The sequence below is a fragment of the Acidobacteriota bacterium genome, assembly GCA_016208495.1.
In the GTDB taxonomy this organism is placed as follows: Bacteria; Acidobacteriota; Blastocatellia; order Chloracidobacteriales; family Chloracidobacteriaceae; genus JACQXX01.
This window is the reverse complement of sequence record JACQXX010000019.1, coordinates 26,608-46,091: the sequence shown is the minus strand read 5'-3', so window position 1 is coordinate 46,091 and position 19,484 is coordinate 26,608. Positions and strand designations below refer to the sequence as shown.

The window sequence follows — 19,484 nt, the reverse complement described above, 5'->3', positions numbered from 1 at the left end:
CCCAGAGGTGAAGGAACAAGAGGATGGAGGATGGAGGATGGAGGATAGGGGATAGGGGGTTGAGGCCCGGAGGGTCGTTGTGCAATAGCCGTGGTGCGAAGCCCACGGGTTCGACCAGGTTTGGATTCAAGCCTGATTTAACAAACCGGAAGGCTGGCCGGTATGAGCGCCAGGATAAGAAAACCCGTGTCCTTTCCGTTGGCATTGAATAATGCTCTTGTCGGGATTGGGTCTCGTCCTGGCCGTGACCGTGGGCTTTGCACCACCGCTATTACACGACGACCCTTCGGGCCTAAAATCCTTATCCTGGCGCTTATGAGGCAGGCCGGTTGGGCCTGCCTTCGGAGGTAGGTTTTCACCCGATAGAAACAACGCTAACGCAATCTGCCGGGGGCTCTGAACTGACCCAACGCACTGCCGCTGTTTCCCCAGACTGTCCAGGCAGCGCCGGCCAGGAGTCGTGACTGGACTCGATTATTCATCGTGTCTCCGATGCTCAACGCGTGGCCAATCATTGGGCCAATGAGAAATCGGGTCACTGCGACGCCTTCTGGTCCACGGACCTGACCCGGACTGGCGCCAATCTGGCACCAAACCGTTGGAGTAGCGGGATTTCCATTGGCATATTGCACCACCCGGTTATTGGCCGTGTCCGCCACGTACACGTGCCCGTTATTATCAACCGTGATGCCTTCGGGGGACCGGACCTGACTTGGGCCCGTGCCCATCGTGACCAGCGTCGTGCCGGTATTGGCAGCCGTTACCACATCGGCACCCGAAATTTTCAAGATTCGCTGGTTGAGCTGGTCAACCACATACAGGTTAAAGTTTAAATCAATGGCCAGTCCGCGTGGGCTGCGAACCTGCCCGGATCCACTCCCCGTCGTGGCCAGAACCACGGCGTTTCCAGGATTTCCGCCATTAAACCTCAGCACTCGTCCATTTCCGGTATCGGAAACATAGAGATTCCCGGTTTGATCCATGGCGACACCTTGCGGCGCCCGAACCTGATTCAGGCTGCTTCCGGTCATGGCAAAATTGGACCATCCAGTTCCTGTCACAAACCACTGAATTCGGTTGTTTCCGGTATCGGCGACATAAATCACTTGCTCAAGGAAGTCAGTTGTCACGGCTTCAGGCGAATGAAACTGGCCATTGCCTGACCCAACTGTTCCGGTACCCAACGTTGACCAGGTCACGCCGTCAAACCGCTGGACGCGGTTGTTCATGGTATCGGGAACGTACAGGTTTCTGAGTTCGACTGAAATGACATTGAGCAGGAATGTCGCTTGAGAAGAATCGCCGCAATTATCAGTTGCCGTGATGGTTACAAGGTAGACGCCTGGAAGTCCGGCATTGGTAATTGTGACCACACCCGTGGTTTGATCAACCATCAAGACCCCGGTGAACGCATACGGCGTCGGTGCTACTGGCGTGGCGGTAATGGTGACGAGCGCGGTCTGGCCATTATCGCTGGGGGCGGCATCTGGTGTGACCACAACATTGCCCTCCCAGATGACGGTTGTGTTGAGATAATTCCCAAGCGTTGGCGGCACATTGGCGGTGACGTTCACTGTCAACGTCGCCGTCGCCGTCTGGGCACAGCCGTCTTGAACTTCAAGCGTGACCAGGTTGTCACCCAGGGTTGCCGTACAGGCAGCCAGGATTTCGGCCTGGACCACGCCCGTCCCTGGATTGATGGCAACATTCGTGATTTGGATTCCCATCGGTTGCGTCACTGTAAAGGTAAGCGATGCAATCGGCGTTTCAATATCACCAATCGTGGCAATGGTCACCGGTACCGTCGCGAGCGTGCCTTGTTGCCGACTGATGGGGGCGGCAGCCGTAATCGTCGGCGGTGACTTGCGAACGGTCACCACCAGCGTGGCATCAGCCGTTCCACTGCAGGAATCCGTCACGCGCAAGGTAATGTTTTTGGCTCCCGCCGTCGCGGTGCAATCCGCTGCCACATCGGCAGAAATCGTGCCGTTTGTGTTCTGAATGTCAGTAAGGGTCACTCCGGCTGGCAGCATTCCAACCGTGGTGACGGTGAGTGTGCTGGCGGCATCTTCCAGGTCGCTCACCGTGGCAATTTGCACATCCAGGACTGATTCACCGGCGTCAACCGTGACTGGCGTCGCGGTGATCGTTGGAGGCTGGTTGAGTGAGAATTTCGCGGAAATGTCAAAGAAGATATTCCCAACGGCTTCAACTTTGATTCGTGCCTGACTTGAAGTTACCCCCGCTGGAATAGTTACCGCTTCGCTACCGTCGTTGGCGGTACTTGCGGCCAGCACGGTTGGAAAGGTCACGCCGCCATCAGTTGACAGCGTAATTTTCACATTGCTACACGAAACCGGCGCGTTGCTGGTGTTGGCCACGTTCCAGGTAACGGTCTGCGCCAGGGTGTTTGACCAGCAAACATCGGTGGCTGGGGCCGTGACCACAAATGGCCCGGCGCCGGCGCTGGAGGTGACCGTCATTGAATCCCAGTTCACCCCGCCGCCGCCGGACTGGTTATCGCGCACCGTACAGCGGAAGGTCATCGTGCGCGAGGTCGTGGGCAAGACTTCGCCAATCAGCGATTTGGCATAGCGCCCAGGCCGGGTTTCTTTGGTCGGATCATTCAAAATGACTGAAAGTTCAGGGAATGTCCGGGATGGACTGACGGCTGGCTGCCACGAGCGGAAAATTGCATTGTCGCCCAGATCCGGGTTTGGAACGCTCCCCGAGGTAATCGCCGTTCCCTGGTCCATTTCTTCCCAGCAATAGGTAATTGGGTTGCTATCCGGGTCGCTCCCGCTGGCAGCGGTCAACGTGAATGGAGTACTGACCGGAATCGTGAAATTGGCGCCGGCATCCACCGCTGGCCGGTTGTTGGCGGTGACGGTTTGGGCGCCGCACGTGCTGGTGCCGGTCGTGATGTTGTCATTGATTCGCTCAATGCTGGTTGAATGGAAATAATCATCGCTGGCGCCGGTCAAAACTTCACCGTTCGGGCCTTCACCCTGACCGACCAGTTGCAGGTCCTGATTCCCGCAAATTCCGGCATAGGCCATGATGGTGGTCCCGCTGCCGGGTTCAACTGTATTTGGCAACGGACCAGTGGTGTCACGTGTTCCAGCCGCACATCCACCAGGGCCGCCTGAGTTAAAGGTATGACGACCACCAAACTGGTGACCTATTTCGTGAGCGACATAGTCAATATCATAGGCGTCGCCGGTCGGTGAACCTTGCCCGGTCGCACCGTTGGCTTTGCGTCCAGCAACACAGACCTGACCGATATCACCTGCGCCGCCCGCGCCGGTTGAAAAGAAATGACCGATATCGTAATTCGCGTCGCCCCAGTTGGTGTTGATGTAAGCAGTATTTTCAACCCAGGCTGTACCGGCATTGGTGTTGGCGCCATCGGTAAATGGGTCAGCCGTCGTCGTGCCTACAAAGACATAGGCATTCACCAGGCTCAGGCGAACGGCTAAATCTCGTTCATAGAGACCCGTGACCCGATTCACGGTGGTGACGACCGCCGCCTGGGCCGTGGCCAGAACACCACCTCCGGCAGCATTGCCATATTCGGCATTGGCGCACACCACGAGGCGATAGGTTCGCAGCCGGATTGGGTTTTCAGAGGGAAGTGCCTGCGGCGTCACACTCAATTTGTAATTACCTTGATCCAGATTGCTGAGTTCCGGCGACGTCATCTGGCATTCAAAGGCGTCTTTCTCCGCATTCAGGTAGTTGCGTTTGAAATAGCTCAAATAAAGATTGGTCCCGCCGCGTTTGGCCGGGTCAATAAACACGGTCTCGTCGGCAGAAAGGATCATGGCGCGCAGACCGACCGGCGACACGTCAAACCGAACGGTTGCCGTCGGGTCGTCAATTCCCTGACCGGCATAGGTGCGAATGTGTGTCCAGGCAGCGGCCAGTTCTGGCCCCATGACTGGCGATTCGACAATCGCAAACCGCTGAGAAGAGCCATCCGGCATTGGAAACGTCAGGATGACCCGGTTGGTGAGGGATTCAGGGCTGAATTCCAGCGGGGCTCGATTCAAAATTCCAGCCAGCGCGCCTTCATTGAGCGCAACCGAGCGATATTCCAATGGTTTGATCCAGTTCGGTTCCTGTAGCTGGACTGCACGGGTGATTGCCACATCAACGTCTTGCCAGAGAGCGTCTTCAGACTGTGGCAGGTCTTGTTTGGTTGGTGAAGGAAAAGTGGTTACGAACGCTTTGACCGGGACATTCAGGTTCGTCAATGTGGCTGCCTCAGAGGAGGGAACATATCTATTCCCAGAGGTTTGCCAGACTGAACTCCCCAGCAGAAGCAGTCCGCCAAGCAAAAAGATGAATACACTTTGTTTTCTCATCTTTTCCTCCCTTTGTCATAAGAAGTACAAACTGGTTGCAGGCATCAGTTCAGGCCCAGGGGAGGAAATCGGGCGTCAGATGCGACGGTGAATTTTTTGCGGAAAAAAACAAATAAACCGGATTTGAGGAGGTTTTCTACACTGGAGAAGAGGAAGGGCTTGCGGAAGGTGAATCAGTTCTCAGGTAACTCAGTGCAAGTCGTATGCCACACCAAAAGAGAACAGTTAGCGTCTGGAAGGCCATCATTTCAAGGCCGGAAGAGTGAATTTCCACACCGGGTTGGAAAATTCTCGCACATAATCGTGTTAGAAAAAGTCAGTTTGCGATCTTTTGGAGTGCGCCGACTTGTCGGCGCTTTCATTCCTGGCGACTTGTCGCCATATTGGATTTATAAGCACTTCATTCTCTATTTACTGAGAGGTTGAATTTGGCAAGTATCTGATTTTTTTCGTGTTTTTCGTGTTTTTCGTGGTTAAGAATGTCCTGGAATTTCCGGTAAGGTGCTTATGGAAAGACTTACTTTTTGGGTTGGATTTCAAAAATCTGCCGTGAACGATAGAAGCACACATCAAATTCCAGAAAAAAATTGACCTGACCTAAAATGACTGGCACATCCTCGGCCTGCGTCCAGGCAAATGCCAGCCGTACAGGTGCAAACTGAGCAACCTTTGCAAATATAATGAGGGGAAGCGCTGCATATTGGGCCAGGTTTCCACCCAATTGGATGGTGGCTAATTTTGGCTCCCAAATTGCCCCAAGTTGCTGCCCTACTTTAAAAGGAAGAACATTGACCGTCGCACCTGTATCAAGCAACCCTACTGTTGACACCGATTGAGATTGAAAGTCCAACTCAAGTGGAAGAAGTGGAAGCAATCCCGCAGTACCAAAATTTGGATTACCCTGGGAAAAGAGATATTGCGTCACACTACTCATTGGTCCTCACGTCGGCTTGAAGTGCATCAAGCAATGTTTGAGCCGCCTGAAATGAATCAAAAGGCGACCAAATCGGATAGTTCAAATCCGAACCTGATTGGAACGCCTCTTCTTTGGCAAGTTCTGAAATCAGGAATTGCATTGCCCGAAATTTATCAACTCGATCCAGTTCGGTTAAAGCTGGTAACAGGTCTTTGAGTTGGGTTGCCATCATGCGTGCTCCTGTCATTGGACTGATTCAGTTTAGGGTTCAGGGTTTAGGGAAATACAATGTTTTCAGCGAAATAGCTGATTTACACAGATTATTATACCACGCCCGGCGATTTGGAGTGCGGTGGCGTGACGCCGCTTTTCAGGCATTGAACCCACGAAACACACGAAAGAAAACCTTCTTTCTTCTGTGTTTTGCGGCCTCACGGCTCTGGATTCATCACCAGGTTAAATATCGTCTGGATCGTTTCACCATCACCCGATTCCAGGGCCGCGATAAATTCCCGCACTTTCTCTTCACCGTGCAGGGTTTCAATCGCTTCCAAACAATCCGCATCAATGTCCGGCCTACTTGCTCGGCATCTGGGGATTTGATCTGTCTCAGAATGGCCTGTGATTCCTGCAAATAAACAATAGCCGTTTGAAATTCCCCTTTTTGTGCCAGGAGTTGAGCCATCATCGCCATCGTAATGGCCTTGCCCTGGACGTCGTCGATGCGTTCTTTGAGTTTCAACGACTGGTGGTAGAGGGCGAGGGCCTCCTCGACCCGACCTTGCTGGGCGAAGAGGCCAGCCATCTGGTGCAGCGTGGCGGCCTGACCCAAGACGTCCTTGATACGTTCTTGGAGTTCCAATGACTGGTGGTAGAGGTCAAGGGCCTCGGCGACCCGACCTTGCTGGGCGAAGAGGCCGGCCATCTGGTGCAGGGTGGCGGCTTTGCCCAAAACATTGCCGCTGCGTTCGTTGAATTCCAATGACTGATGGTTGAAGGCGAGGGCCTCTTCGATCCGACCTTGAGTTCGTTCCAGGTTAGCTGAATTGTGGAGAATGGCAGATTTTTCTTTGAATTCTTCCGCCGGACAATTTCTCAACGCAGTTTGGTAGTGGGTGAGGGCTTCTTCGACATTGCCCAGTGTTGCCTCGGCCCGAGCAAGACTGTGGAGAATCGGAAACGCATCTGGAACAAGGTTGAGGGTGGTTTCACATAAGCTGACGGCTTCTTGAAACCGGCTGGCGTTGACCCAATTCCGGGAAAGACTGATAGCTAACTTAACCGCAATTTCCTTTTCCTGACCTGCAATGGCCAGCCGGTGAATTTCCAGGGCTTGTGGCTCTGTCACTCCTTTGTCGGATTTCCACCAAAACTGATACAGTGCTGCTGTGGCTTTCTGGCAGAGGTCTTTCTGGTCGGCGGGTTGTTCCGGTTTCAGCAGCGGCAACAAAATACGTGGCACGCGGTAGAAAGGCTCATCACCCGGAAATAGCGTGATTTCAATCAATCCCAGAGCGGCGGCGCGCTCCAGGTGCTGGTCAACGGTGGAAAGATCATCACAGATGGCGGTAATCGCTGCTGATGGAACGGGATGGTCAAAAACCACGGCTCGTGCCAGAACCTGCCGAAGCACTGGTGATTGTTGTTTGAGAAGTTCCGCTGCCAGAATACTTTCCCGGAACTCAGCTTCTTTTTTATCCATCTCGGCCAGGATGGCTGTCAGGTCAGGCCCCGGCGTAGTCAGCAATTTGAAGAGCCATTCGAGCAGGCGCGGATTGCCATCAGCCACACAGATGGCGTGGTCGCGAGCGCCTTTGAGCGCATCCGGAATGGTTTTTCCAGCTTCCAGACGGCGAATCTTTTTCCGCCAGTCGGCATCGCGCAGGCCATCCAGAGCTGGTTCAACGTGAAACTGGGAGGCTTCTTCAATCGCAAATTCATAGCGACTGGTGACAATCACACGGTGACGTCCGTTGGTTTTGTCAATCGCAAAGGCAAGGGCTTTCAAGATATCAACCGCATCAACCGAGAGCACCGGCAACCCGTCACGCCAGTTCAAGGTTCCATTGGTCATTTCAAAATTCTGCTCAAAATCATCCAGCACCAGCAAAAACGGTTTTTCGATTTGTTCAAAAACCGGCCACAGCTTGAACTTCAGTTCGGTTCCTTGATCAAGCAGTGTATCGCGAAGCCCTTTATTTTGAATGTGTTCAGAGAGTTTGTTGACCAGGGAGCGTTGGTCAATTTTTCCAAACCAGGCCACGAGGGTGAACTCTTCGTGCAATCGGTCGCACATCCGGGCGGCGAGACTGCTTTTGCCCAAACCGTTCGTTCCGTGAAGCACCACACCCCGCTTATCGGTTTCATACTTGAGCACTTTCAAACAGCGTTGCAGCACGCGCCGTCGGCCAACGAAGTCTTCGCGCTTTGGAACTTTGATTTTGTGGTCGGCATCCAGAAACCGGGTGGCGACGGACGCTGGCACGGCTGCTTTTCGGCCTTTGGTTTTGAGCGGCGTCACGAGTGGCTGGGGAATGCCACCAACCACATACAGCCGGAGCAAATGCCAGTCACGCGCTTTTTCTTCAATCAGCTTTTTGTAAGTGGCTGACACAGCGTGGGTTGGACTTTCTCCGGCGGAGAGTTCGTGATAGAGCGCGGCGGCGGCCTGGCTGGCATCGGTTTCAAGTACCGAACGCCCCCAGCCGAGCACCGCCGTAAACCCGTGATTGAGCAGAGTTTCGGCCATTGACGGCACGTCTCCGGCTTTCATCGCCTGTCCCGTCTTGCAGCCAGAAAGAAAGACCAGTTTGGGTTTGTGGTGGAGTGCCTGGGCAATCTTCGCGCCGGTTGCAAGTTCGGTCGTGCCAATGTCTGATTCCATCAGGAATTGTGGACCGTCTTTGGTGTGCGTTGCGTGTCCAGTGAGGTGAAAGACGTCCAACTCGTCAGCGGGAAAAGCCGTCATTGTTTCGTGAAGTTCACCAAGGTTGCCGCTTTCTTCAACCGTCAGAATCAACGGCTTTTTGCTGGTGGCGTCGAGGATGAGGGCTTCTTCGCGTTCGAAATCAAGCGGCGACGTGCTGTCCTGCGGCGAAGTTGCCATAAACAAGACCCGCAAGGGCCGATTGGCTGGCGCATAGCCCGTTGCGGTTTTGTCAGTCCAGCGAACCGGCACAATGCGCGGGCTTTGGCTTTCGACCAGAAAGCTCTTGCCATCGTGGAGCGTCTCCCACGGCAGATGACCGAGTTTTCCCGTGGTCGAAATCGCCAGCACCAGCAACTGGTTCACCGGTGTTTTGGCAATCGCTCTGGCCAAAAATCGGTCAGCTTCGTCAAGCCAGTTGAAGAGCTTCTGACCCGTCTGCTCCAAATCGGCGGGGCGCACGGTGTAGTAATCCGTTTCCGCCGTCGTGATGAGCGGTTCAAGTGCAGCCAGTTTGAGCTGACGGGACTGGTAAGCGTTTGGATTGTTGAAAAAATACCGCAGTTCAGCCAATCCATTGCCCAGTTCAATCAGTTTGATATGAAGGAAGATTTCTGACGACATAGGGCACCTCAATGCCAATCAGGGGTTTGGGGACATTGGTGTCACGTAGATTTAGGCCCGGAGGGTCGTTGTGCAATAGCCGTGGTGCGAAGCCCACGGGCTGAATACGACGCCTCCTGCGGGGCTTGAACTTCGATAAATTCAACCGTGACCGTGGGCTAGCGCACCACGGCTATTGAACGACGCCCGTGCCGGGCTAAAATCCTTCATCCTGATGCCTCTGTTTTTTGCCAGTCACTCCGGCAACTGGTTGGGCACAGCGGCCAGGATGGCGGCGACGTCTTCGGGTTTGGCGTTTTCCATCAACACCCGCGTTCCGTCGGGGCCTTCGATGATGACTTTTTCGATTCGTTTTTCGTCTTTGCCTTTTTTCCAGTCGCGATACCAGACGATGAGGTTGTTGGCAACGGTGACGGTTCCTCCAGTAATCGCGACAATTGAGGCAACTGCGGCCAGGGTGAGTTCTTTGTCTTCTTCGACAATGGGTTCGACCGTAGCCGTAAGTCCTTCAATTTCCTGGAGATTGCGCGAAGCTTCGACGGCATGTTCACCTTCAACGATCAAGCGGATAACGGGCATAAAACTCTCCGAAACGATGTTCTGAAATGTTGGTGATGAATGAAACCTGGTTACTGTGGAATGACAACAGCACAAAGTTAGCACACCAACCTTCATTACAAAAGGACGGAGGTTCAGAGTTCAAGGTTTTGCTTGCAACATTTCACCAGAACCGAAATGTTTGTATGTTCTTAATACTACAACGAGCTTTCGGTTTTAACCTGCGAAGCGGGTGGCAGGCTCGTAGCCCAGGGTGGAGTCTTCGAAACCCTGGGTTGACGGTCATCCCCAATTTCTCCCGCCCCGTCGGCAACCGCCTACGGCGGTTGCCGACGGGGCGGGAGGGAGAGCGGGCTGTTGGTCCCAGGGTTTGCACCCTGGGCGAGCGTGCCTACGCGGGAGTTCCTGGGCTCAAAACCCGGCTTTTTATTAAAACCTCGTTGTCGTATTAAGCCCCGAATCCTTCACAGGTAGGTTCTTTTGATTGCCTTCCAGTGGGACGAGACATTGTGTGAGTTTGATTGAGCATTCCGAACGGCAACGCTCCGCGGTGCAAAACCAAAAATCTGCGCCTGGAAGCAGAACTCCGAACTGCCTTATTTCAGCTTCAATACAATTGAATCTCCCTGGCCGACGTTACCGGCAACGTCGCGGGCAATGACCCGGATGCGGGAAGTCTTCGATTTTGGCACCGAAGTCGGCACCGTGAGGTTGATAGACTGGGTTGAGCCACTGAGACCAGTTGCCAGCGTAAACGGGAAGGTCGCTCCGGCGTCGAGTGAGAGTTGAATGTCGTGACTGGCGAGACCTGAACCCGTGTCCTGTGACACCCACGCTGTCAGGAAGCTGGTGCCTCGGAAAATTTTCTTGCCGGTGGGTGCTGTCACTGTGACCGTAGGCGGCGTGGTATCAACCGGTTGCGCAATGGTGAAAATTCCTGACGTCCCACTGCCCTGGTTCCCGGCTGCGTCGCGAGCCGTGACCCGGACCAGTGCCGAAGTGGTCGTCAGGGTTGACGGCACGCTGAAATCAAATGACGTGACTGCTCCGCTCAAGCCGGTGGCCACTGTAATGCCAAAACTTGAACCGCCATTGGTCGAAAGGTCAATGCCCTGGCTGGTGACGCCGATGTTGTCGGTTGAAACCCAGCCAATCGTCAAAATGGTGCTGGCTGTGATGGTGTCTCCGGTGCGTGGGAAGACGACGTTGACTGTCGGCGGTGTCGTGTCGCCTCCGGTTTGTGAGACGGTGTGGGTTTGTCCGGCGACAAAAATTGTTCCAGTTCGGTTATTTCCAGTTGAATTGGCCTGAACTGTGTAATTGACCGTTCCATTCCCAGTTCCGCCGGTGTTTGAAAGTACAATCCAGGAGTCGTTGGTTTGGGCGGTCCAGTTACAGTTTGTCCCAGCCGTCACCGTGATTGAGACCGACCCTGACCCGCCAGCCTGCGCAAACTGCCGGCTTGACGGTGAAATTGAGAAGGCGCATCCAGCCGCCCCGCTTTGAGTCACGGTGTGGGTCTGATTGGCAATTGTAATGGTGCCCGTTCGCGAGCTGGCAGACGTGTTTGTTTGAACCGTGTAGTTGACCGCTCCGCTGCCTGTGCCGCCCGTGTTTGAAAGTACAATCCACGAATCATTGCTCTGAGCCGTCCAGGTACAGTTCGTGCCTGCCGTGACCGTCACCGAAACCTGCCCGCTGCCGCCGCTGGCTGAAAATTCACGGCTGGCAGGTGACAGGCTGTAAGTACAGGTGCCGCCCGAAGTTTGCCTTGAAAAGCTGAAGGAGTACGACCCTGTCTGAGTGGAACCCACCGAAGCCGCATAAATCTGGTAATTTCCAGCCGTATTCAGGGTAAATGTAATCTGGGAATCAACGCTTGGACCGGAATCATCGTCACCGGCCACAATTGTGTTCGAATCGGCAGTCACCATTGTGAGCACCAGCGCACAATCAAGCGTGGCCGAACCCATTGTAATTGTCACTCGGTCGCCCGAGGCGCCGCTGAACGAATACACGTTGCTCAAGCGGTTCGTGCCAAGTGGTTCGCCGGAATCCGGCAAGGTGTAGCTGCCAAAATTGACCGCACACGACGAGGAATTGATGGTTCCCGTGGTCGAAAAACTATTGCCGGAAATCGCCGTCGGCGTGCATCCGCCGCTGGCTGGTTGTTTGGAAAAGCTGAACGTGAATGAACCCGTTTGAGTTGAACCGACTGACGTCGCATAAATTCGATAGGTTCCAGTCGTGGTCAGCGTGAATGTAATTTGAGCATCCGTACCTGGGCCGGAATCGTCGTCTCCGGCCACAATTGTGTTGGATTCGCCCTGAACAATTGTGAGCACCAGCGCGCAATCCAACGCTGACGAGTCCATGCCAATCGTGACTTTCTCGCCGCTGGCGCCGCTCAATGAATACAACACACTGAGCCGGTTAGTCCCGAGCGTTTCACCGGAATCGGGCAGTGCATAACTGCCAAAATTCACGACACAGGATGACGATGTGATTGAACCTGTGGTTGAAAAACTGTTGCCTGAAATTGCTGTCGGAGTGCAATCGCCTCCAGCCGCCTGTTTTGAAAAAGTGATCGAATATGAGCCGGTCTGGGTTGTACCGACCGATGTGGCATAAATGCGATATGTGCCGGAAGTATTGAGTGTAAAAGAGATTTGTGAATCAGTCCCTGGACCGGAATCATCGTCTCCGGCCACAATTGTGTTGGATTCGCCCTGAACAATCGTGAGCACCAGCGCACAATCCAGCGCGGATGAACCCATACCAATCGTGACTTTTTCACCGCTTGACCCGCTAAATGAATACAGGTTGCTTAACCGGTTGGTCCCAAGTGCTTCGCCGGTATCAGGTAACGTATAGGTGCCAAAATTTACAGTACAGGAAGAATTTGTAATTGATGCAGTTGTGGAAAAAGTATTGCCTGAAATCGCTGTCGGCGTGCAATCACCCCCACTGCTGGACCCTTCGAGAAACTGGCGAATTTGAGAAAACGTCGTGCTAAAGCGTCCGTCCACGGTTCGATTGCGGCGGTCACAGTTATCTTCCGGATTCGGGCCACATGAGCCAAACAACTGACCAACGACCTGTTCTGAACTGTTCAAAACTGGCGAACCCGAACTCCCGCCAGCCGTGGCCGCAACAAGGTCTTCAGAATAGAGAAACGCGCTCGGTGGGAGCGATTGACAGGTGCTGGTTGGGCTAACGGTGCGGTGTTCGGAATAGTGCTGCACGTCGCCGCCAGGGTTGTGCACCCGGAAAAGCTGGACGCCTGAGCCAAGGGTGCCGGCATTCCAGCCCAGAAAAATTCGGTTGGCGGGAACGCTTTGCAGGCGGATAAAAGTAAAATCGCTGCCGGCACTGGTTGCGAGCAGCGTTCCGCCAAAACTCTTTTGTAATGAATTGGATGACGGCGGTGTCCCGTTGCAGGTCGAAGTTTTGTAATCCCACCAGACTTCAAGTGACGAGACTTCGCTTTGAGTTGAAAGACAGTGATTGGCGGTCAGAAAGTAGGGAATAAATCCGCTTGTGTCCTGGTCATTGAGCAACCCACCCGTACACACAAAGCCGCTCCCGCCGCTGATAAATTGCATTCTGCCGACACCCCGGCTGGCATTGTTGATCAACTGGGTTGGTTGCACACAGGTGACGTCCTGGAGACAGGAATCGTCCAGTGGTTGAAAGACCCCACGTTGCTGTTCGAGTGATATTGGAACGCCTTTTCGATTGAGCCGAAACGTTTCCAGCGCTTTGCTGAGTTGAAACGAAAAGGTTTCCGAACTGCTGAACGCTGCTTTGGGAATATGAATTTCAATCCAGACGGTTGAACCTTCAATCGTGGGGCACCACAGGTCGCCATCGGGTGTTACCAGATCAATGCCGACCGGGCCTTGTGGTTCGCCAGTTTCGGCGTAGGTCCAGATCGTGGTGCCTTTGGGCAGCCGGACGTTCGACAGGCAGGGCCGAATCTGAAAGGCGCCGGCAATCTGAAATTTCAGCGTGGTCACCAGTTCATCCGACTGAACCTTGCGGAGCATGGTTCCTGATTCATCCGCCGCTGTTTTGGCTTTGAGCGCCGTCCGGTCAATTTCCACCGACACAATCTCTGGAATCAGGCGCACAAACCCGTTCTGGAGCGGTTGATTGCCCTTTTGGTTCCACTCGCTCAGGGTATCAATCTGCCCTTTGTCAGCCGTGAGCGCGTCGGGCAGGTTCACAATGGCTGTGAGTTCCTGCTTTCGTCCAACCAGCAGCACTCTGGCACGCTGTGCTTCGCGTTGCCGGGCGACTCGCTGGAGTTCCTCCGGGTCAGATTGCATGGCTGGTGGGCAAGATGGTGCGGCTTCCTGGGAGGTGACAACCGGTTCTGGGTTTGAAGATGCCTGAAGGCCCGGTGTGAGCCACAGGGCGACCACAACCAGACCAACAAACAGCCAGCGGAAGGTTTGTTTCAGTGAATGGGGAGTGTGTTTCATACAAATCCTTTGTGCGGCGTGTGGAGTGCAGCGGCGTGAGGCTGCCTGAGAGGTTGGTGGATGGATGTCGAATATGTCTTGCAGGTTTCAACAGTTTAAAGCCTCAAGCCGCTTTTTACCAAAGCGGTGTCAAGCCACCGCACTCCAAAATCGGACAAATTTCGGAAGTGTGTGCTATGCTTGCGCGTTTCAATCGAGAACTCCCAGCCGCCACCTCATTTTTTCCCTCGTTCCACGATTCACGAATGCACATTTTGATCGTCAAACTCAGCAGTATTGGAGATGTTGTTCACGCCATGCCGGCAGCCGCAGCGTTGCGGGCCAGTTTTCCCGAGGCGCGCCTGACCTGGGTCGTCGAGCGCATTGCGGCGCCGCTTCTGATTGGTTCACCAATGCTGGACGAAGTGATTGTGCTTGATACCCGTGGCTGGCGGAAACGGCTTTCAGATGGCAACACCTGGGCTTCAATCCGAAAGCAAATCAGGGAGTTGCGTCAGTTTCCGGTTGATGTGGCACTTGATTTTCAAGGGCTGTTTAAATCGGCAGGGGTTGGTATTCTGGCCGGCGCCACACAACGCATCGGGTTTTCATCAAATGCGCTCCGCGAACCAGCCTGCCGTTTCGGGTATACGCGCCAGATCGAAGTGGACAATGCCCACCACGTGATTGAAAACAATCTGGTACTGGCCACCGCCATTGGCGCGGACATGCCTGTGCGCTACGAATTTCCATTTCCAGCATTAGACCAGGAGACTGCGACTATTCGCACTCAGTTGGAACGTCACGATATTGATCAGTTTGTGATTTTGAATCCTGGCGGCGGATGGGTGACCAAACTCTGGCCAGCGGCTGAATATGGCCGGCTGGCGAATGAAATCTGGAAGCGGTTTCGGGTGAAAAGTATTGTGACCTGCGGCCCCGGCGAAGAAAAAATGGCGGAAACGATTACTGCCGCCTCCCGGCACGCGGTGTATTTTCCAACCACATTGCGGGAATTTGTCGCGTTGGTGCACCAGGCCGAACTCTTTGTCGGAAGCGACACGGGGCCGTTGCATCTGGCTGCTGCCTGTCGAACACCAATTGTCGGCATTTATGGACCAACCGCCCCAGAGCGCAACGGACCCTTTAACCTCAATGACCGCACGATTGGCCTCGACATCCCCTGTCGGCTCAACTGCCACCGGCGGACCTGTAACAATCACATTTGTATGAACATCCCGCTCGAATCGGTCCTGCAAGCGGTTGAAAATCGGATTGATACGAGCAAGTTTTTGTTCTCGCCAGTGCCTTCGGGGCAGGGACGGTGATTTCGGGTTCCGGGTTCCGGGTTCCGGGTTCCGGGTTCCGGGTTCCGGGTTCTTCGAAGGGATGAGGGATGAGGGATGAGGGATGAAAGAAACAGCCTTTTTATCCTGTCATTTTGTTACCTGTCACCCCATATGCGCCAGGATAAGGATTTTAGCCCAGCACGGGCGTCGTGTAATAGCCGTGGTGCGCAGCCCACGGAAACAAAACCAATCATTGATTCGAAACCCCTGACCCCTGACCCCCTGACCCCCGACCCCTGACCCCTACTCCTCACTTTTCCCCAATAATCCACAAATGCCAGCCGATGCGGTGAGCTAGCGGGAGTTCGATAAAGCGTGGCAATAACGGCCCAATCAACGGAAGCCAGCGTTTGTTGAGAAAATGGACCTCGGTTTTGACCTGCGAAAACATTGAAAAAATCCGACGCACTTCCGCCCGACTGTATACCCGGGCCAGCGGATTGCCGACGCCGTCGGTGTTCTGGTTTAAGAATTCCTCGGTTGAGAAAAACCGCTTTGGATCCTGTTTCATCCGGTGTTGCAGCTCTTTTAACCGGTCAAGGTCTTCGCCAGTGAGCAGGTTTGCCAGTTTTGGTCCCCAGGAAAATCGAAACAGTTGTGCGCCTAACCGCCGGAAAAACAAAATGTTGCCATAATAATTATATGAATTGCGGTGATAGAGCATCACCATGGCCGTTCCGCCGGGGCGCAGGACGCGATGGACTTCGTGGATGGCCTGTTCGGTATCCGGTGTGTGGTGCAGCACGCCGTGGGAATAGACCAGATCAAAGGTGTTGTCGGCAAACGGGAGGCGTTCGGCATCGGCAACCTGGGTGCGGCCTGGAACGCCATACATCCGCAGACGTCGTTCGGTGGTTTGAGCGGCGGTTTCGGTGAGATCTACGCCAAGGTAATCAGCACCGGCACGAGCAAACTGGAGCGCATCCGTTCCCAGCCCGCATCCGATTTCAAGGACTTTTTTGTCCTTCCAGCGCGGGAAATCAACGACTTCCTTGATGTGGCCTTCGGTCGCGTAGCGGTGGGCTTCAATCGCGTCAAAAAATTCGCGGGTGCCAAATTCGACATTGGCAAATTTGAGTCCGCACGGGTTGTGATTCCAGAAGTCACGAACCTGGGCTTTAAGCTGTTCGGCTTCCATTGGTGAAAGAGCAGGCATAATCATCAAACGAAACGGCTCCTCGTGTTGTAAAGAAAGACATGTTCGGCTTCGTCGCGATCCTCTGAGATAGCTCGAATCAGGTCTTCTGGTGAGATTTCTAAAGAAACAAAATCCCAAAAATCAGGCGGCAATGATTCGACTGGCATTCGTAGTATCCCTGCTGCAACCAGCTCTGCTTCTTCACATTCTAGTTCTTCCGTACTCATGAGGTTTTCTTTCTCTGTTTTTTCTTCAGTTTGAGCCAGGATTGAAACTTTTTGATAGCAGCCGTTTGGCCATTCTTCTGACACTCGGAAATCAGTGGTTGAATCTCACTGCGTGTGATTTCCGTGAAGGTTGCGCTTTGTTCAGTTGGCACATATCCAGCCTCAGAAAGAACATACATCGTGAAGCCTTTTCGTTCATCATAGCGCCAGATCTCTGGAATGCGGAACGCTTCATAAATGGCAAACTTGGCCAGTGAACCGCTGCTGATATCAATTTCAATGATGAGATCAGGCGCCGGGTCAATCGTAAAATCCAACGCTTTTTTCCGACGAATGAGCGGTTCATTGGCTAGATAAAACGAGCCGTCTGGTTCCGCCGAAATTGCTACATCCTCTCGTTCCAGCCTCATTGCGCCACAGGCTTCAATCGGTTGCTTGAAGCTTTCCGCCAGTAAAATGACAATTCGAGTGAGAAACTGGGCAAGTTGTTCGTGCAACCGTGATGGGCTCATAATTTCCAAGTTGCCTTGAAGAAAGGCCAGATGTGTTGCCCGATTGTCTCCCAAATCAGCACTCAACTGCTTATAGGTAGCCCAGGTCACATTGGATAGAACCACCAGGTGCTCGGTTTGAAGTGGAGTTTGAGTTGGTGTAGACATAGTCGGGTTCCGGGTTCCGGGTTTCAACATATTGTCACTTTGTCATCAGGTCAGAATTCAATCCATAAATTTCCGACACCACAACTCAAAGGTCAAGAGTTGGTAGATTTTCAGCGCGTTATCTTCGCGCCCGGCGCGGTGTTGCTGGATCAGTCGCTGGACTTCCGCCGGGTCAAAATACCCGCGTTTTTTCAGCGTTTCCGCCGAAAGCAGGTCATCCACCATTTCACGCAAATCACGCAGCAACCACGCTCGAACCGGAGCACTGAACCCGGCTTTCTTGCGGTACAAAATCTGTTTCGGGAGCAAATCTTCGAGGCAGCGCTTGAGGATGAACTTTCGCGTTGTGCCGTGGAGTTTGTACTCCGCCGGCACACGGGCGCTGAGTTCGACGAGTTTGTGATCCAGAAACGGGACACGGACTTCGACCGACGCCGCCATACTGGTTTTGTCGGAATAGGTCAAATTGAGGCAGGGAAGAAACGTCTTTAAATCCAGGTAAATCATCTGGTTGACCGGGTGCTGATCTTTGACCCGTTCCAGGTAGGTGCGGTGCATCCGATAGGCATCAAATGTGCTGGCTGTCGCGCGCAATTCCGGCGAATAAAGCGCCTGTTTCTCAGTATCGGTGAAATAGGTGCCGTACCCAAGATAGCGTTCTTGAAACGGAAGCGCGGCAGATTTGGCGAGTTTTTTGACATTGCGCGAAAGCTTGCTGAGTTTGCCAGCACCAGCGCCGGGCAACATTGCCACCAGCGGCTGGCTGATGGCTTGCGGGACGAGGTTGTACATTTTGGCCAGTCGGACGGCGGCCAGATGGCGTGGATAACCGGCAAAAATTTCATCGGCGCCCATCCCTGACAGCAGCACGGTGAGTGTTTCACGCGCCGCGCGGCAAATCAGATAACTGGTCAAAATCGCTGGATCCGCCACCGGTTCGTCCATGTGCCAGACCATTTTCGGCAGCAAATCAATCACATCCGGACGAATGATGCTTTCGTGATAGTCGGTCTCAAAGAGCTTCCCAACCTGTCGGGCATAGGCCGTATCGTCCTCATTCACGTCATACGCCAGATCTTCAGGCGTGCTGCCGACGGTGTAGGTCTGCACTTTGCGCCGTGGTGTTTGCGTCTCAAACATCCGGGTCATCAGGCCCACAATGCTTGACGAATCTACCCCACCACTCAAAAACGTGCCCAGCGGGACATCGCTCACCAGGTTGCGCTCAACCGAGAGGGTCAGTTCTTCGCGGACGGTTGCTTCCCAGGATTTCAAACTCAGCGAATTGTCTTCAGCAAAAGTGAGGTCCCAGTAGGGTCGAATCGTCAGTTTTCCGCGATGCCACAAGAGAAAATGTCCTGGCGGAAGTTTGAAGATATCGCGAAACGTGGTTTTTGGGTCTGGCACCCAGAGAAAGGTCAAATAATCGTTGAAGGCTTCGAGGTCAAGTTCGGCTTTGACGCCTGGAACTTGCAGCAGTGATTTGATTTCCGAACCGAAGGCAAAGCCTCCGTGGTGCGTCGTGTAGTAAAACGGCTTGATGCCCAGCCGGTCCCGAGCCGCAAACAGCGTGTCGGTTGTTTCGTCCCAGATGACATAGGCAAACATGCCATTGAGTCGTTGCAGGTGGTCAACGCCCCATTCGTCATAGGCCGCCAGAATGACTTCGGTGTCGCTTTCAGACTTGAAGTGATGGCCGAGTGCTTCGAGGTCCCGCCGGATTTCACGAAAGTTGTAGACTTCGCCGTTATAGATCATCCACCGACGGCGGGTGGCATTTGGCATGGGGTTATGCCCGGCGGGTGACGTATCGAGAATCGCCAGTCGCTGGTGACCCAGCACCACTGTTTCGCCAGTTCCGGTCGGTTTGACGTACGTTCCACGGTCATCCGGTCCACGATGCTTGATGGCATCCAGCATCCGGATCAAATCCGCTTCGGTTACTTTTCCAATGGCGCCGGTAATTCCACACATAAGACGTTTGAGGGTTCGGGGTTCGGGGTTCAGGGTTTAAAAGACATAGAGGGTTCAGGGTTCAGGGTTCAGGGTTCAGGGTTCAGGGTTCAGGGTTCAGGGTTCAGGGTTTTCGAATTTTGATCTTTATTTACAGGCCGTAAACGACCTGCCTCAATTCAGCCACCGCTACGCGGCGAAAACCAGGATACAATGACAGGGTGAAAAGGTGGTTTCGTTCATCCCTCATCCCTCATCCTTCATCCCTTCGAAGAACCCTGAACCCTGAACCCTAAGTTTT

At 53.8% G+C, this 19,484-nt stretch carries 12 protein-coding genes; 2 read left to right on the top strand and 10 right to left on the bottom strand.

What is annotated here, in order from left to right; all coding sequences use genetic code 11:
• Positions 1–374 precede the first annotated feature (374 nt).
• The 5 genes from HY774_03375 to HY774_03355 form a co-directional block, all read right to left on the bottom strand.
• Positions 375–4,367 (bottom strand): hypothetical protein, encoded by a 3,993-nt coding sequence (locus tag HY774_03375; protein MBI4747498.1) that lies wholly within the window; start codon positions 4,365–4,367, stop codon positions 375–377.
• Between the two features lie 517 nt (positions 4,368–4,884).
• Positions 4,885–5,301 carry a hypothetical protein gene (locus HY774_03370; protein MBI4747497.1) on the bottom strand — a complete coding sequence of 139 codons (417 nt, stop codon included), beginning with the start codon at positions 5,299–5,301 and terminating at the stop codon, positions 4,885–4,887.
• Entirely contained in the window at positions 5,294–5,515 is a 222-nt protein-coding gene (locus HY774_03365) for a hypothetical protein (protein ID MBI4747496.1), read from the bottom strand. Before HY774_03365 ends, HY774_03370 begins: the two co-directional genes overlap by 8 nt.
• Before the next feature lie 216 nt (positions 5,516–5,731).
• Positions 5,732–8,833, bottom strand: coding sequence for a tetratricopeptide repeat protein (locus tag HY774_03360; GenBank protein ID MBI4747495.1), 3,102 nt, complete (start codon positions 8,831–8,833; stop codon positions 5,732–5,734).
• Positions 8,834–9,067: 234 nt separating this feature from the next.
• The gene (locus tag HY774_03355) at positions 9,068–9,412 is read right to left on the bottom strand and encodes a hypothetical protein (GenBank protein ID MBI4747494.1); all 345 of its coding nucleotides are present in this window, start codon (positions 9,410–9,412) and stop codon (positions 9,068–9,070) included.
• 164 nt (positions 9,413–9,576) lie between these two features.
• Here HY774_03355 and HY774_03350 point away from each other — a divergent pair, with 164 nt between their 5' ends.
• On the top strand, positions 9,577–9,843 hold the full coding sequence (locus tag HY774_03350) for a hypothetical protein (GenBank protein MBI4747493.1): 267 nt from the start codon (positions 9,577–9,579) through the stop codon (positions 9,841–9,843).
• 144 nt (positions 9,844–9,987) lie between these two features.
• Here HY774_03350 and HY774_03345 read toward each other — a convergent pair whose 3' ends face one another.
• Positions 9,988–13,878, bottom strand: coding sequence for a pre-peptidase C-terminal domain-containing protein (locus HY774_03345; GenBank protein ID MBI4747492.1), 3,891 nt, complete (start codon positions 13,876–13,878; stop codon positions 9,988–9,990).
• Positions 13,879–14,054: 176 nt separating this feature from the next.
• On the opposite strand from HY774_03345, the gene waaC reads away from it, so the two are divergent.
• On the top strand, positions 14,055–15,185 hold the full coding sequence (waaC, locus tag HY774_03340; GenBank protein ID MBI4747491.1) for a lipopolysaccharide heptosyltransferase I: 1,131 nt from the start codon (positions 14,055–14,057) through the stop codon (positions 15,183–15,185).
• Between the two features lie 271 nt (positions 15,186–15,456).
• Here the strand turns inward: waaC and HY774_03335 are convergent, their stop codons facing one another.
• Genes HY774_03335 through asnB form a run of 4 tightly spaced genes read right to left on the bottom strand, consistent with a single transcriptional unit; the run spans position 15,457 to position 19,204 of the window.
• A complete protein-coding gene (locus HY774_03335; GenBank protein MBI4747490.1) occupies positions 15,457–16,368 on the bottom strand; it encodes a class I SAM-dependent methyltransferase in 912 nt (303 codons plus the stop codon).
• A complete protein-coding gene (locus HY774_03330; protein MBI4747489.1) occupies positions 16,368–16,571 on the bottom strand; it encodes a hypothetical protein in 204 nt (67 codons plus the stop codon). Before HY774_03330 ends, HY774_03335 begins: the two co-directional genes overlap by 1 nt.
• Entirely contained in the window at positions 16,568–17,230 is a 663-nt protein-coding gene (locus HY774_03325; protein ID MBI4747488.1) for a Uma2 family endonuclease, read from the bottom strand. Before HY774_03325 ends, HY774_03330 begins: the two co-directional genes overlap by 4 nt.
• Before the next feature lie 57 nt (positions 17,231–17,287).
• Positions 17,288–19,204 (bottom strand): asparagine synthase (glutamine-hydrolyzing), encoded by a 1,917-nt coding sequence (gene asnB, locus HY774_03320; protein MBI4747487.1) that lies wholly within the window; start codon positions 19,202–19,204, stop codon positions 17,288–17,290.
• Positions 19,205–19,484: the final 280 nt, after the last annotated feature.

What these genes read in the sequence shown, in the direction of transcription:
- HY774_03375 (MBI4747498.1), bottom strand. Translation starts at nt 4,367, where the DNA reads ATGAGAAAACAAAGTGTATTCATCTTTTTGCTTGGCGGACTGCTTCTG.
- HY774_03370 (MBI4747497.1), bottom strand. Translation starts at nt 5,301, where the DNA reads ATGAGTAGTGTGACGCAATATCTCTTTTCCCAGGGTAATCCAAATTTT.
- HY774_03365 (MBI4747496.1), bottom strand. Translation starts at nt 5,515, where the DNA reads ATGATGGCAACCCAACTCAAAGACCTGTTACCAGCTTTAACCGAACTG.
- HY774_03360 (MBI4747495.1), bottom strand. Translation starts at nt 8,833, where the DNA reads ATGTCGTCAGAAATCTTCCTTCATATCAAACTGATTGAACTGGGCAAT.
- HY774_03355 (MBI4747494.1), bottom strand. Translation starts at nt 9,412, where the DNA reads ATGCCCGTTATCCGCTTGATCGTTGAAGGTGAACATGCCGTCGAAGCT.
- HY774_03350 (MBI4747493.1), top strand. Translation starts at nt 9,577, where the DNA reads ATGTTCTTAATACTACAACGAGCTTTCGGTTTTAACCTGCGAAGCGGG.
- HY774_03345 (MBI4747492.1), bottom strand. Translation starts at nt 13,878, where the DNA reads ATGAAACACACTCCCCATTCACTGAAACAAACCTTCCGCTGGCTGTTT.
- waaC (MBI4747491.1), top strand. Translation starts at nt 14,055, where the DNA reads ATGCTTGCGCGTTTCAATCGAGAACTCCCAGCCGCCACCTCATTTTTT.
- HY774_03335 (MBI4747490.1), bottom strand. Translation starts at nt 16,368, where the DNA reads ATGATTATGCCTGCTCTTTCACCAATGGAAGCCGAACAGCTTAAAGCC.
- HY774_03330 (MBI4747489.1), bottom strand. Translation starts at nt 16,571, where the DNA reads ATGAGTACGGAAGAACTAGAATGTGAAGAAGCAGAGCTGGTTGCAGCA.
- HY774_03325 (MBI4747488.1), bottom strand. Translation starts at nt 17,230, where the DNA reads ATGTCTACACCAACTCAAACTCCACTTCAAACCGAGCACCTGGTGGTT.
- asnB (MBI4747487.1), bottom strand. Translation starts at nt 19,204, where the DNA reads ATGTGTGGAATTACCGGCGCCATTGGAAAAGTAACCGAAGCGGATTTG.